General features: G+C 62.1%; 6 protein-coding genes. All 6 read left to right on the top strand.

The genetic code is table 11. From position 1 onward, the window contains the following. The coding region (locus tag ACYP01_RS26400; protein WP_459683108.1) for a DNA polymerase III subunit gamma and tau at positions 1 to 1,902 on the top strand (1,902 nt) is incomplete at its 5' end. Positions 1,903 to 2,578: 676 nt separating this feature from the next. Then, positions 2,579 to 8,689: an SDR family NAD(P)-dependent oxidoreductase gene (locus tag ACYP01_RS26395; protein ID WP_459683107.1), complete on the top strand. Its 6,111-nt coding sequence runs from the start codon at positions 2,579 to 2,581 to the stop codon at positions 8,687 to 8,689. Next, positions 8,686 to 10,242, top strand: a complete 1,557-nt coding sequence (locus ACYP01_RS26390; RefSeq protein ID WP_459683106.1) for a hypothetical protein — start codon at positions 8,686 to 8,688, stop codon at positions 10,240 to 10,242. Before ACYP01_RS26395 ends, ACYP01_RS26390 begins: the two co-directional genes overlap by 4 nt. Positions 10,243 to 10,330: 88 nt before the next feature. Then, entirely contained in the window at positions 10,331 to 12,157 is a 1,827-nt protein-coding gene (locus tag ACYP01_RS26385; RefSeq protein WP_459683105.1) for a multicopper oxidase family protein, read from the top strand. Between the two features lie 222 nt (positions 12,158 to 12,379). Then, on the top strand, positions 12,380 to 13,594 hold the full coding sequence (locus ACYP01_RS26380; RefSeq protein WP_003943886.1) for an acetyl-CoA C-acetyltransferase: 1,215 nt from the start codon (positions 12,380 to 12,382) through the stop codon (positions 13,592 to 13,594). A gap of 45 nt (positions 13,595 to 13,639) precedes the next feature. After that, complete coding sequence (locus ACYP01_RS26375) at positions 13,640 to 15,781, top strand: 3-hydroxyacyl-CoA dehydrogenase NAD-binding domain-containing protein (protein WP_003943799.1); 2,142 nt, start codon at positions 13,640 to 13,642, stop codon at positions 15,779 to 15,781. Positions 15,782 to 15,857 lie beyond the last annotated feature (76 nt).

Here is a 15,857-nt window from a genome sequence, read left to right as displayed (position 1 = left end):
AAGGCGTTCCACGCACCCGCCGCATCTCGCTACCGCGTCTTCATCATCGACGAGGCACACATGGTGACGGCGGCGGGTTTCAATGCGCTGCTCAAGATCGTCGAAGAGCCGCCGGAACACCTCATCTTCATCTTTGCGACGACGGAACCGGAAAAGGTTCTCCCGACCATCCGTTCGCGTACACACCATTACCCGTTCCGCCTGTTGGCGCCGTCGACCATGCGCGGACTCCTGGAAAAGATCTGCGCCCAGGAGGGCGTACCGGTCGAGCCTGCGGTGTATCCACTGGTCATCAAGGCCGGCGGCGGTTCCCCTCGTGACTCGTTGAGTGTCCTCGATCAGCTGCTCGCGGGCGCAGGAGAAGAAGGTGTCACGTATCCGCGCGCGCTCTCTCTTCTCGGAGTCACCGACGTCGCGCTCATCGACGAAGCAGTAGACGCCCTGTCTGCCAGTGACGGGGCCGCGTTGTTCGGCACTGTCGATCGCGTGATGGACGCCGGTCACGATCCACGCCGATTCGCGCTCGATCTTCTCGAGCGCCTGCGTGATCTCATCTTGATGCAGGCTGTTTCCGACGCCAGCGAACGAGGATTGGTCGACGCTCCGGAAGCGGAGCTGGTCACGATGCGTGAGCAGATTCAACGAGTCGGCCCGGCCACGCTCACCCGCTTCGCCGAAACTGTCCATGCCGGACTCAGCGAAATGCGTGGGGCGACGGCGCCGCGGCTGCTGCTCGAAGTGATGTGCGCACGAATGCTGCTGCCGTCGGCCTCCGACACCGAGTCAGCTGTATTGCAGCGGCTGGAGCGCCTGGAACAAGGTATTCCGGCTGCCGGAGTCGCGGCTGCCCCTCGCGCGGCAGCAACGCCGGCACCGACCGTGCCGCCGCTCGAACCGGAGATTGCTTCCAAGTTCCAACGGCCCTCCCAACGTAAGGCCGAGCCTGAGGCGCGGCCGGAACCAGCCGCCCCGGCTCCGGCGGCGCCGCCGGTTGTCGAAGCTCCTGTCGTAGAACCTCCGGTAGCGGCAGTTCCCGTGGTCGAGCCTCCCACCGTCGAGATCGTGGAACCACCGGTTGCTGAAGCTCCAGTCGTTGAAGCACTAGTGGTTGAAGCTCCGGTTGCCGAAGCTCCAATAGTTGAAGCTCCTGTGGTTGAACCACCGGCTCCTGCTCCTGTCGAAGCGGAAGAGCTGATCGGGCTTGCCGAGCCGGAACCCGACTACGAGCCCGAGCCCGAGTTCGACGAGCCGGCGGTTGCCGAAGCTGCGCCGGTCTCGGCAGGCCCCACAGTCGAGACTCTCCGTGAATCGTGGAACACCTTGCGCAACAAGGTCGGTGAACGAAACAAGGTTCTTCCGGCCATGCTGTCCGCTGCGACGGTTCACGACGTGCGTGGACATGTCGTTGTCATCGCTCACGGCTCACCGGTCCTGGGTGCTCGTGTGACGCAACCGCACAACGCGGCGGTCATTTGCGAGGTCCTTGCCGAAATGTTCGGTGGCACTTGGCAAGTCGAGTATCAAGAAGGTGCGCCTACAGCGCCGACAGTATCGAGCGCAACCAAAGCGACGGAAGCTCCGAGCCGCCCTGCCGCTGCGCCCCGCTTCTCGCGCCCCAGCCAGGAGCGCGCAGCGCAGCAGCCCAAGGCCCCGCAGCCCCAGCGCGGAGATTCGGACGACATTCCGCCGCCCGAGGCCCCCGACTATCCGGAAGACCCTGGACCGGCCCCTGCTCCTGAGGTCGACTACGAGGCAACTCCTCCGCCTGCAACGCCGGAGGACGAGGACGAGATGTTTGCGGAGGCGGCTGAGCCCGCTGATCCGACTGCCAGACGTGATCCCGAGGATGTTGCAAAGGAACTCCTCAAGGACGTCCTCGGAGCTCGCCGCCTCGAAAGCTGAGTTGCCGTCTCGGCCCGTGTGCGTGAAACAGCTGTCGGAATCCAGCTGCACCACTGTGTGATCGAATTGTTATAAGTGCCGTTCCCTTTGTGCGCGCGCGTGTCGAAAGCGCACCGGCTCGGCCTCGCAAGCTGATTTGTATGTGGCTGGTTTGCTGGCACATTCGTTCGCTCAGTTCCGGTGTAACGAAACGTCGATTCGGACGATGGTCGCCGAAGAATATCTGGAAGTTCTCGTTGTCTGATGGGCATTCGAGTGCTGCTGTTAAATTTCGGTGTGTCACGAATGTTCAGATTGATAGTTGTCGGATGTTTGTTTTGCGGGGATCGACCAATTTGGGACATTCGGCGAATTGGCCACATATTCGGCATTGCGGCATTTCGGTGCATATTCAACTGAATATTTGCCGATCTCGAGTAAATGGCGGCCGTGAAACCGGGATCCGGTACGGATGTTCAAGCAGGAGCTTGACCGGTTGCGAAGCAAATGAGTAACTCCGAGTTACAGCTAACTACCGATTGCTGTCAAATTGCTGAAACACGTTCATTGCGCCGAACGACCTTTGTTATTTGTTTATGCCTTGAGGTGAATCTGCGTTTTACACACCGATGAGGGCGTGGTTAGTCTTCGGTCGATTGAGTCTCCCGTGGATGCGCGCGAAAATAGGAAGTGTAAGATGACTGAAGATTCAACTAATCCTGCGATTGCGATAGTCGGGATGAGCATGTGGTCCCCCGGTGCACGCGATCTGCAAGGATTTTGGGAGAACGTCCTCGCGCGTCGGATGCAATTCCGAAAGTTTCCGGAGTCACGGATGTCCCTCGACGACTACTGGAGCGCGAGCCCTGACGACGTCGACAAGACATACGCCGATCGCGGCGCGTTCATGGATGGTTTCGAATTCGACTGGGTCGGTCGCCGGATACCGGAGCGGACCTTCAAGTCGACAGATCTCACACACTGGTTGGCTCTGGAAACAGCACTCGGGGCTTTGACGGACGCGGGCTACAGCCGAGGATCGGTACCCACTGGACGCAGCGCAGCAATCGTCGGCAACTCCCTCACCGGTGAAGAATCCCGGATGTGGTCGATGCGTTTGCGTTGGCCTTACGTCAAGCGCGCACTCGCTGTGGCAGCCGAAGCGCGCCAGTTGGACAGTTCCGTCGCTGATGCTCTCGCCGAGACGATGGAAGAGGTCTACAAGGGCCCATTGGTGGAGCCGAGTGAAGACACTCTCGCCGGCATGTTGTCGAATACGATTGCCGGCCGGATCTGCAATTATCTCGACTTCAACGGCGGCGGGTACGTCGTGGACGGTGCGTGCGCGTCCGGAATGCTCGCGGTGGCGACTGCAGCCGAAAAGCTGGCGTCCGGCGCGGCCGACTTCGTCTTGGCAGGGGGAGTCGACGTCAGCTTGGATCCTTTGGAACTGGTGGGATTCGCCCGTTTGGGTGCACTGACCCGTGGCGACATGAACGTGTACGACGCAAGCCGAAGCGGATTCATCCCGGGTGAAGGTTGCGGATTCGTGGCCTTGAAACGACTCGAGGACGCCAGGGCGGACGGCGACTACGTGTACGCGACGATTCGCGGCTGGGGCATCTCCACCGATGGCAAGGGTGGAATCACCAAGCCCCGCGCCGAAACTCAGGCCGAGATGATCCGTCGCGCGTACTCGCGAGCGGGATTCGCGGCCAGCGAGGTTGCCTTCGTCGAAGGACACGGAACTGGTACTCCCGTCGGAGACCCCGTCGAACTGGCCGGCGTCCAGCAGGCCGCTCAGACGGACGGGCCCGTCGAGGCTCGTAGCATCGGCATGACGTCACTGAAGTCGTTGATCGGGCACACGAAGGCGGCGTCGGGCATCCTTGCGCTGATCAAGGCGGCCATGGCCGTCAATCAACGAATCCTTCCGCCGCTCGCCGGTTGCACCGACCCGAACCCGGCGTTCGGAACCGAAGCACCGGCACTCTTTCCGCTCGTCAACGGTGAGATCAGAGATCCGTCCGAGAAGATGCGTGCTGGTGCGCAAGCCATGGGTTTCGGCGGTATCAACTGCCACGTCGCCATTGAATCGGCTGATGCACCGTCCAGCAAGCTGACACCTTCGCGAGACGTCCGCACGATGATGGCGTCGTACCAGGACACCGAGGTATTTGTACTCTCTGCAGATTCCGCGGTGGACTTGGCGACCCGAGCGCGGGATGTTGCAGATCAGGCGGTTCCATTGAGTGTTGCCGAGCTGCTGGACTTTTCGGCGAAACTCTCGCGAGTGATCTCGCCGACCGCGCCCTTCCGTGCCGCAGTGGTGGCCGGACGTCCCGGGCAGTTGGCCGAACGCATGCGTCAGCTTGCCGTGATCTGCGAGAACTCCGCTCCTGCATCCGGCCAGGTGAAGGTCGTGAGCAACGAGATCTCGATCTCGAACGCCGTCCACCACGACATCGGATTCCTGTTCCCTGGACAGGGATCCCAACAACTCGAGATGGCGAGCGTGCTGATCGAGCGCTTCGAGTGGGCACGCGAACTGGCGACCGAGGCGGACGGCTGGTTGGAGGGAGTTGGAGCGGAGGCGATCACGCCTCGAATTCTGCGGAACCCGGTCAAGAGCGCTGACGCTGCAGAATTGGCGAAGTGGAAGCGGGATCTCGCCCAGACGCAGTTCACCCAGCCTGCCGTCGCTTTGGCTTCGCTGCTCTGGTTCGAGTACCTCCGCCGATTGGGTGTCACACCCAGTGCTGTCGCCGGCCACAGTCTCGGCGAGTTGACCGCGCTCTACGCGGCAGGAGCTTACGACCAGAAGACGCTGATCACCTTGGCTGCGGCGAAGGGTGCGGCCATGGCTGTCAGTGGTGGTGGAAACGGCGCGATGGCGAGCCTGACCTGCGACCGATCGACGGCTGAGGCGATCATCGCGGAAACAAAGGGTTACGCGACCGTCGCGAATCTGAATACGCCTACACAGACCGTGGTTTCGGGCACCAAAGACGCGGTCGACGATGTGGTTGCCATCGCGAAGACGCGCGGAGTGTCGGCTCAGGTGCTTGCCGTGTCGAATGCTTTCCACTCCGAGATGATGAACGAGGCCGAGCGGGAGCTGAAGTCCACTGCGCCCGTTGACGAGCAAGTCGATTCGCTGACTTGCCCCGTGTATTCCTGCGTCGAAGGGAAACGCGTACAGACGCCACTGGCACTTCGCGAATTGGTCACCAAACAGGTTGTCTCACCGGTCGACTGGGTCAAGACGGTAAGTGAAATCTCGCAGGACGTGGACCTGCTCGTCGAGGTCGGACCCGGCCGTGTGCTGACCGGGCTCACCAAGGCGATCAATGGGACCGACGGCGTGCGCTGCTTCCCCGTTGCGTCCAAGTCCGGACGCGACGAGGACTTCAACGTCGCGCTGGCCGCGATGTACGTACATGGCGCTCAGGTCCGATGGAACGAACTTTTCGACGGCCGGTTCGTGCGCGAATTCGTTCCTGCCGATCAGAAGGTGTTCATCGAGAACCTGGCCGAGGCGAAGCTGACGGTTACCTCTGCTCCCGAACCGCTCGCACTTGGTACGTCCGGCGGGGATCCGGCTGCGGCGCTGGCCGATTACCTGAGTCGACGCGGGACCTTCCTCGTCGACGTCATTCGTGCTGATGTAGGCAGTGGAGCGACTTCTCCGTCTTCTCCATCTGCTCCGACTTCGCGGGCAGTCACCAACGGCCACGAATCCGTAGCAGCGAAAGCTCCTTCGCCGGTTTCGGCTCCGGTAGTCGAAGAGCCGGCTGACGCGGGCGCTGGGTCCGTGGAAAGTGAGCTGATCAGGATCCTCGCCGATACGACGGGATTCCCCGCCGAGTCGATCACGACGGATCTGCGTCTGCTCGATGATCTGAATCTCGACTCGATCAGTGCGGCAGAGGCTATTTCGAAGGTTGCGCATCAGTTCGAGGTTGTCGACCTCGACCCTGCCGAGTTGGCCAATGCCACGATCGGAGAAGCAGCATCGCTGATCCTTGCGGCATCACCGAATCCCGGTTCTGCCGTTCCAGCAGCGAGTTCGGTGCAGTCGGACGTGTCGCGAATACTGCTCGAGGTAATCGCGGAGGACACCGGATTTCCGGTGGAGTCTCTCGATGTGGATCTCCACCTGCTCGACGACCTGAACATGGACTCGATCAAGGCTGCCGATGCGATAGCAACTGTGGCAACGCGATTGGGTGTTCAGGGTGATCTGGATCCGGCAGAACTCGTCAACGTCAGCCTGGGTGAACTGATCGAAGTGCTCGATCGATCCGCGAAAGAGAAGTCGGGGCAGCAGCAGCCGGTTGCGCGGGCGCTGCCGGTGAAGGCAAAGGGTATATCAGCCGACAGCTTCACCTGGGTTCGCGATTACACCCTGGAAAAGGTTCGGAGCGAGACAGCGTTGCACGGAGTCCGAGACCTCACGGACACGACGTTTGTCGTCATCGGTGACGACGCCGGTTTGGTCGGAAGGTTGGAATCCGAACTGCGAGGGCGTGGTGCTCAGGTCGACCTTCGCACATTCTCCGACGGCGCTCCTGCGAATGCGCAGCACGTGGTTGCCGTAATGCCGCGCGTGACCGATGATTCCGTCACCGAAATCGGCTTGCGCCGTGGGATCGAACACATGTACAAGATGGTTCCGGCGCAGCAAAGTGCAGGCGCACGAACCACATTGGCAGTGATTCAGTTCACCGATGTCGAGTTGGGCAATCCGGCGCCGGTACCGAGTGCGGCGGCTTTTGCCGCTTCGGTGCATCACGAGCGCCCCGAACTGGATGTCCGCGTCATAGGATTCGACGGCTCGACTGCGCACGCGGTGGTGGCAACCACCGTCGTCTCCGAGTTGGATTCGGTTGCACCCTATGTGTTCGCGACTTACGACACCGAGATGGGACGCACGGCACTGCAACCGCGGGTTCTCGCCTCGAGCGACTACACCGTCCGCGAGAGCGGGTTGGGAAGTTCGGATGTAGTGGTCGTGACCGGTGGCGCGAAAGGCATCATGGCGCAATGCGCTCTGGCTCTCGGTCGAAAGACAGGCGCCGAACTAGTGCTGATCGGAAGCTCTCAGCGACAAGCGGGTGACGAAATCGCCTCCACTCTTGCGGACTTCACGTCTGCCGGTTTGAGCGCTCACTACTATCGCTGCAACGTCACGGATGCTGCGGCGGTGGCCGGCGTCGTCGCCCAGATCGAGGTCGAGGTTGGGCCGATCACCGGGTTTGTCCACGGTGCGGGGGCGAATGTTCCGCGGCGGTTCGAGAGAGTCGACAGCGATGCGGCTTTCAAGGAGGTTGCACCTAAGGTCCTGGGCGCAGCCAACTTCGTCGAAGCGCTCGCTGATCGCGACTTGAAGCTGTTCGTGGGCTTCTCCTCCATCATCGGATTCACAGGTATGCCCGGAAACAGCTGGTATGCATACGGAAACGAGCTTCTCGACGAAATGGTGGTGCGGTATGCCGCCGGGCACCCGAAGACTCGGACGTTCTCGCTCGCGTACAGCGTGTGGGGGGAGACAGGCATGGGCGCCCGCATGGGCAGTGTCAACCACCTCGCGAAGATGGGTGTCATGCCGATTTCCACGGCTGCGGGAGTGGATCATTTCCTTCGCCTGGTCGACAGCGGACCCGAGGCGAGTCGTATCGTCGTGACCAGTCGACTCGGCGGTCTCGACACCTGGGCGCCGGCAGCACCGGCTCTGCCGGCGGTGTCGCGCTACATCGACCAAGTGGTGACATTCGAGCCGCAGGTAGAACTGGTGACCCGGACGACGTTGTCCACCTCGGCGGATCCCTTTGTCCTCGATCATGTCTGGAAGGGATCGGCGCTGCTTCCGACGGTGTTCGGGCTCGAGGCGATGTCGCAGGCGGCGGCCTATGTCACGGGACGCGTGACTCTGGGTCGCGTCCGCATCGACGACATCAAACTGGATCGACCGATCGTCGTCGACACCGTCGAGGGCACCAGAGTCGAGATCAAGGCAAGCGTCGTGGAGCAGGATCGTGATGCTGCAGGAACGCGGGTGCATGTCACGATCGGCACCGAACGGACCGGGTACGGACGGCCCCATTTCTCGGCCGACTTCATCTTCGGGCTGGACGAAACACTGCCGGAGTTCGAGAAGGAGTTGCCGCGACCGGTGCTCGACATCGATCCGTTGGACGATCTCTACTCGTGGTTGCTGTTCCAGGAGGGAGATTTCCGCCGACTCGAAGAGATCTCGAGCCTCGATTCCGAGCACATCCTCTTCAGCGCTATTTCGCGAGCCGACCGTAGGCAGCACCTCCTCGGTGATCCCTACTTCCTCGATTCCCTGCTCCAATCGGGCCAGATCATGGTTCCGCGGGAGATCTGCCTTCCGGTCAACATTGCGCGAATCGACATGTACGACGGACGATTCGAGGCTCGTTCGTTCACCGCGTACGCCTACGACAAGGTGCAGACAGAGACCCACATGCAAGCCGACGTGGCGGTGGTGAAGGACGGACGAGTGGTGATGCAGCTCGAGGGATATCGCTCCCAGATTCTCTCCCACGACGAAAGCCGTCCTACGGCTGAGGAAATCGCGGATCCGACTGCGCGCGACGCACAGATCATTCTCGACAAGCTCGCGCAACACAGCCGGGCGTTGGGAGTGAAGAGCCCGCGGGTTGTGGTCGCGCATACCCCGGGGATTCACGAGTTGACCAAGTCGGAACGCCACGAGCAGGAGAAACCGATCGCCGAGGCGGCCGTGAACATTCATCTCGATGAGGATGTGGTGATCAAATGAGTAATGCCTTTGCCATCGAATGGCAGGAAACCGGAAAGCCCGTCGTCGTCGGTGATATTCCGCCCTCTGTGGATGTCTCGCTCTCGCACGACGGCAGTAAGTCACTCAGTTCGGCCGGCGACTGGCCTCAGGGGTGTGACATCGAACCGATTCGCGCCCGAACCGTCATGCAGTGGAAGGCGCTTCTGGGTTCGGCGCGGATTCCGCTGCTGGACGAGTTGATCGCGGGCGGCGAATCACTCGATCGTGCGGGAACCAGGCTGTGGGCGGCGGCCGAGGCGATCCGAAAGGCCACGGGGCAGATGTCGGTTTCTCTGGCGATGGGCGCCAGGGAGGACGACGCAGTGACCTTCCGCGGCGGCGCAGACGGAAGCGTGGTGGTTCTTACTTTTCCAGCTCTGTTGACGGACAACGAGGAGCGGATTCTCGCGTTTGTGACTCATGAGGAGGATGCGGAAGAACCGGCGCAGGACTCGGCACCACAGTTCGACTCCGGCCCGTTGTCGGCGAAGTCTCTCGCGCAGTTCGATCCGATGGCCTACGGCTCCGACGTGCATGTGGTGGCCCGGAGCGGTTATCCGGCGGTGTCGATCCGGTTCCCCGTCGGGTTCCGGGACGCGTGCAACGTCGGTGGATCAGTGGGGTTCGCGAGCTTCGCGCTGTGGTTGGGCGCTTTGCGAGAGAGGGGAACCGGACCGATCTCGAAGCAGATCGTGGAGGACATGGCGACGGGTCGTTGGGGCATGGTGACCAACAACTCCGAGGTGTTCATCGATGCGAACCTGTACACCGACGACATTGTCGAGGGGACGATCTGGATCACCGAGCTCACCGGTCCGGATCGGGCAACCACCAATCTGCATGTCGAATGGTGCCGGGTCGACGGCGAGACGCGCACTCACATCGGGTGGAGTGCGATGCAGACGACGTGGGTGGAAATCCTCTCCCACGGCGTGGTGGCGGCACGGCCGATGCCGCAGTACTTCCACGATTTCATCGAGCCGATGACGATTCCGACGGGGACGAAGAACATCGCTGTTCCCACCGAACCGAAGAACGTCGATCGTGGTTCCGTGATCCGCTCGGCTCCGATGGTGCCGCGCAATCCGTACCTGCTCGAATCCGAGGTGTTCTCGACGACGTTGCAGGACGGAAACGTCGTGGGCAACATCTACTTCGGCAACTATTACATCTGGCAGTCGAGGGTTCGGGACAAGTTCCTGGTCCGTTCTCAGCGTGAGGCCATGGCGGCCAGAGGCGCTCTCGGGGAACTTCGTTGTGTGCACACCAGGGTTGAGCATCTGCGCGAGGTCATGCCGTTCGACGACGTCCTGGTCACGATGTCTTTGTCTGCCCTCTACGAGAGGGGGATCGACCTCGAGTTCGAGTACTTCAAGGTCAATGAGGACGGATCACGGGAGAAGCTCGCGATCGCTCGGCACAGAACTGTCTGGACGATGCCGGGCGCTCCGGGAGAACTGGAAATCTCTCCGCCGTCGAAACTTCCACAGTCGCTGATCGATTCGGTGCTGGAGGCGATCGACGGAAAGTAGACGGGGGATTTTCCGAGATCGAAGTGGAGAGACGGGTTGCGTTTTCCTTGCGGGAGAACGCAACCCGTTTTGATGGGGAGGGGCATGTATGGGTATCGGGGTTTCCAGAAGATCGGTTATGAAAGGGTCGGTAGTCGGCACAGCGGCTGTTGCTTTGGGCGCAAAGGCAGGTGCTGCTCCGGCGGGGAGTGTGGATATCGAGTCTCCGTTGATTTTTCATTCGCCGGAGTTCGAGCCGTTCTGTGACGAACTACCGTCGTTGTCAACGCTTTCCGGAAACGAGATCACACTGACAGCGCAAGTGGGGCAACATGCCTTTCATCGGGATTTTCCCTCGTCCCCAGCACTGTCGTACCGCAGCGGAGAGATCGGTGGCGGTTATCTGGGCCCTACCGTCGAGGCGCATTCCGGCGAGCCGATCATGTTGACGTTCGAGAACGATCTGACCGGACATCCGTTGGCAGCGGACATGGATATGACGCTGCACGGAATGCAGGCAGACTTTCGCGCTAACCCGCCGACGTCGTTGCACTTGCACGGGGGAGTCACTTCACCTGAGAGCGACGGCCATCCGGAGCTGCTGGTGATGCCGGGACAGGCTGCGATGCATCACTTTTTGCACGGTCAGGAAGCCGCCCACCTCTGGTATCACGATCATGCGATGGGCATCACCCGGCTCAACGTCTACGCCGGTCTGATCGGCAACTATCTGATCAGGGATGAATTCGACACCGGCGAACTGGGAAATCCGTTGGGGTTGCCGGCCGAGGAATTCGAGATCCCGTTGATCCCGCAGGAGAAGATCTTCACGCCGACAGGCGCCCAGAACGGCCGATCCACCATCTTGATCCCGGAAGGATCGTGGGAAGGCGGCGCGGTGGGCGACGTCGGCTTGGTCAACGGCAAGGTGTGGCCGGAACTGTCCGTGGCTCGGGGCCTTTACCGCCTCCGCATCGTCAATGCGTCGTCGGCAAGTGTGTGGAATCTTCACTTCTCGAACATGATGACGTTCTGGGTCATCGGCAACGACGCCGGAATGCTCGACGCGCCCGTCGCGGTCAATGCCTTCCGCTGCGCACCGGGGGAGCGGTACGACCTCCTCGTCGATTTCACCGGACTGTCGGAGGGTTCGACGGTGGAGCTTCGCAACGACGAGGCGCCCCCGCTGCCCGCCGCTGTCATCGGTGAAGTGACTATGCCGCTGTTCTGCCGGTTCCGCGGCGACTCCAGGCGCGGATTCACCGGTGGTGTTCCGTCGCAACTGCGCGGTGGGCGCCGACAACGTGACGTTCTCGCCCCGTGGGAGCAGCCGACGGTAATTCGCACGGTGACGGTGAGCCAGCAACTGGAACTGCGGAATCCACCGGCTCAGATGACGTTGAACAACCTGACGTTCAGCACCACGGACGTCGAGAGGCCGCGGCAAGGCACCGTCGAGCAGTGGAACATCGTCAACACCACGCCGGACCCGCATCCGATACACCTGCACCTGGTGAATTTCCGGATTCTCGGCAGGACACCCATGCGGACGCTGGAGTACTTGATCCGCCATCCGCAGCCGGTGATTGGCAACAAGTGGACTCCGTCGCCCGACGGGTTCGAGGCGGGGCCGATGATCGCGCCGGCGCCGTGGGAAGCGGGAATGAAGGACACCGTCAGGGTGGACGGCGGCACTGTCACCCGGATCATCGTGCGATTCCCCACCGCGGATGAGCTGGGTTTCGATCCCGACGCGATGTTCGATCGTCTTTCGGGCGGTGGGATGACGAGCGGTGGGATGACGGGCGGTGGGATGACGGGCGGTGGGCGCCACGATATGGCTGATTCTGGTCGACTCCAGGGATACGTGTGGCATTGCCATCTACTCGATCACGAAGATCACGACATGATGTTGCCGTATCGCATCGTGCCGTGAGTGCTTCTGGGGGCGCACCCGAAATGAACCGAAGCGGGCAGGCGTTCGCGCACCTGATCACCTCGGTCACCTAGCAGGATCGCTTCGGTCCTTCCCATGAATTTGGAACACGTTCTACAGTGAAAGGGCTGAGGTCTGTACCTCGGCCATGCGCCACCACCGAAGGCGGCGCGGACGATCTGCAGACCGGTTCGACGAATTACACGGAAGGAACACCTCACAGTGACCACAGAGGCATTCATTTATGAAGCCATCCGTACCCCGCGAGGCCGCGGCAAGAAGACCGGGTCGTTGCACTCGGTCAAGCCGATCTCGCTGGTCACGGGTCTGATCCAGGAACTGCGCGTGCGCTTTCCCGACCTCGACGAGGATCGGATCTCCGACCTCATCCTGGGCGTCGTCACCCCCGTTGGCGATCAGGGAATGGACATCGCCCGCGTTGCAGTCAACGATGCGGGACTGCCCGACACCGTCGGCGGCGTTCAGCTCAACCGTTTCTGCGCTTCCGGCCTCGAGGCCGTGAACATGGCTGCTCAGAAGGTTCGGTCCGGCTGGGACGAACTGGTGATCGCCGGTGGCGTCGAGTCGATGTCCCGCGTTCCGATGGGATCCGACGGTGGACCGTGGGCACTCGACCCCGCCACCAACTACGACAACTACTTCGTGCCGCAGGGCGTCGGCGCAGACCTCATCGCCACCATCGAGGGCTTCTCGCGTGACGACGTCGACGCATACGCCGTGCGCTCGCAGGACCTCGCCGCCAAGGCGTGGACCGGCGGATACTTCGCCAAGTCGGTAGTGCCGGTCAAGGACATCAACGGCATCACCATCCTCGACAACGACGAGCACATGCGTCCGGGCACCACGGCCGAGAACCTTGCCGGCTTGGCTTCCGCGTTCGGTGTGATCGGTGAAATCGGCGGATTCGACGCCGTGTCGCTGCAGAAGTACCACTGGGTCGAGAAGATCAACCACGTTCACCACGGCGGTAACAGCTCGGGAATCGTCGACGGCGCTGCCCTCGTGCTCGTCGGTAGCGAGCAGGCCGGCAAGGACATGGGTCTGACGCCGCGCGCTCGCGTCGTCGCCACCGCCACCAGCGGCGCCGACTCCACCATCATGCTCACCGGCCCGACGCCGGCGTCGAAGAAGGTTCTGGCAGCTGCCGGCCTGACGGTCGACGACATCGACCTCTTCGAGATCAACGAGGCATTCGCTTCCGTCGTCCTGAAGTTCCAGAAGGACCTGAACATCCCGGACGAGAAGCTCAACGTCAACGGCGGCGCTATCGCCATGGGTCACCCGCTCGGTGCAACCGGCGCGATGATCACCGGAACGATGGTCGACGAGCTCGAGCGTCGTGGCGGCAAGCGCGCCCTCATCACCCTGTGCATCGGCGGCGGTATGGGCGTTGCCACCATCATCGAGCGCGTCTGACGCGGCGTCCGTCCTTCCAACGAGGCTTACCAGGAGTCAAGCAAAGTGACTGATCAGAACATCATCAACTGGGACCAGGACGCCGACGGCATCGTCGTGCTCACCATCAACGATCCCAACCAGGGCGCAAACACCATGAACGACGCGTACATCGCGTCGATGAAGGCCACCGTCGACCGTCTGGTCGCCGAGAAGGACTCCATCACCGGTGCCGTCATCACTTCCGGCAAGAAGACCTTCTTCGCCGGTGGCGACCTCAAGAACATGATCAAGGTCGGCCCCGAGCAGGCCGAGGAGATCTACAACCACAGCGTCGAGATCAAGGCAGACCTGCGTCGTCTCGAAACTCTCGGCAAGCCGGTCGTCGCCGCCATCAACGGCGCGGCACTCGGCGGCGGCCTCGAGATCGCTCTCGCGACCCACCACCGCATCGCGGCAGACGTCAAGGGCGTCAAGATCGGCCTGCCCGAGGTCACCCTCGGCCTGCTGCCCGGCGGCGGCGGCGTCGTGCGCACCGTGCGGATGCTCGGCCTGCAGAACGCGCTCATGGGCGTCCTGCTCCAGGGGCAGCAGCGTGGACCCGTTCAGGCCAAGGAAGTCGGCCTCATCGACGAGGTCGTCGGCTCGGTAGAAGAACTGGTTCCGGCTGCGAAGGCATGGATCAAGGCCAACCCCGAAGGCGGCGTTCAGCCGTGGGATGTCAAGGGCTACAAGATCCCTGGCGGAACTCCGTCCACTCCGGCATTCGCTGCCAACCTTCCGGCGTTCCCCGCGAACCTGCGTAAGCAGCTCAAGGGCGCTCCGATGCCGGCTCCGCGCGCCATCATGGCCGCAGCCGTCGAAGGCTCGCAGGTCGACATCGACAACGCGCTGCTCATCGAGGCTCGCTACTTCACCTCGCTGGTGACCGGCCGCGTCGCGAAGAACATGATCCAGGCGTTCTTCTTCGACCTGCAGTCGATCAACGGCGGCGGTTCACGTCCGGCAGGCATCGAGAAGTCCACCATCAAGAAGGTCGGCGTCCTCGGCGCGGGCATGATGGGCGCGGGCATCGCGTACGTCTCCGCGAAGGCCGGCTTCGACGTCGTCCTCAAGGACGTCAGCATCGAGGCTGCCAACAAGGGCAAGGCGTACGCCGAAGGCATTGAGGCCAAGGCACTCTCGCGCGGCAAGACCACGCAGGAGAAGTCCGACGCACTCCTCGCCAAGATCACCCCGACGGCTGACCCGGCAGATTTCGCCGGCGTCGACTTCGTCATCGAAGCAGTCTTCGAGAGCCAGGAACTCAAGCACAAGGTGTTCCAGGAGATCGAGGACATCGTCGATCCCAAGGCACTGCTGGGCTCGAACACCTCGACGCTGCCCATCACGGGTCTCGCCACCGGCGTGAAGCGTCAGGAAGACTTCATCGGCATCCACTTCTTCTCGCCCGTCGACAAGATGCCGCTGGTGGAGATCATCCGCGGTGAGAAGACTTCCGACGAGACTCTGGCTCGCGTGTTCGACTACGTCCAGGCGATCCGCAAGACGCCGATCGTGGTCAACGACTCGCGTGGCTTCTTCACCTCGCGTGTCATCGGCACCTTCATCAACGAGGCCATCGGCATGCTCGCCGAGGGCGTCGAGCCTGCCACCATCGAGCAGGCCGGTATGCAGGCCGGTTACCCGGCTGCGCCGCTTCAGCTTTCGGATGAGCTCAACCTCACCCTCATGCAGAAGATCCGCAAGGAATCTGCCGACGCCGCCAAGGCCGAAGGCAAGGAACTGCCGGCAGATCCGGCCGGCGAGGTCATCAACACCCTCGTCGAGAAGTTCGATCGTAAGGGCAAGCTCGGTGGAGCCGGCTTCTACGATTACGCAGAGGGCAAGCGCACCGGCCTGTGGTCCGGACTCCGCGAGAACTTCAACTCCGGAACCTCCGACGCCCCGATCCAGGACCTCATCGACCGCATGCTGTTCATCGAGGCGATCGAGACGCAGAAGTGCTTCGACGAGAACGTCCTGATCACCACGGCGGACGCCAACATCGGCTCCATCATGGGCATCGGATTCCCGGCCTGGACCGGTGGCGTTCACCAGTTCATCGTCGGTTACGAGGGCGGCACGGCCGGCTTCGTCGCTCGCGCAAAGGAACTCGCTGCGCAGTACGGCCCGCGGTTCACCCCGCCGGCTTCGCTAGGGGCATAGCCCCCGTGCGCCTTTTTGGTAGTTACGGCTACCAAAAAGGCGCACAGGGGTTTATCCCCAGCTGGTGAGTTATCCA

The organism is Rhodococcus sp. no. 34 (assembly GCF_054589475.1).
This window is presented reverse-complemented; position numbering and strand designations above follow the sequence as displayed.

Coding starts and splice junctions, on each gene's coding strand:
- ACYP01_RS26390 (WP_459683106.1), top strand. CDS start 8,686: ATGAGTAATGCCTTTGCCATCGAATGGCAGGAAACCGGAAAGCCCGTC.
- ACYP01_RS26395 (WP_459683107.1), top strand. CDS start 2,579: ATGACTGAAGATTCAACTAATCCTGCGATTGCGATAGTCGGGATGAGC.
- ACYP01_RS26385 (WP_459683105.1), top strand. CDS start 10,331: ATGGGTATCGGGGTTTCCAGAAGATCGGTTATGAAAGGGTCGGTAGTC.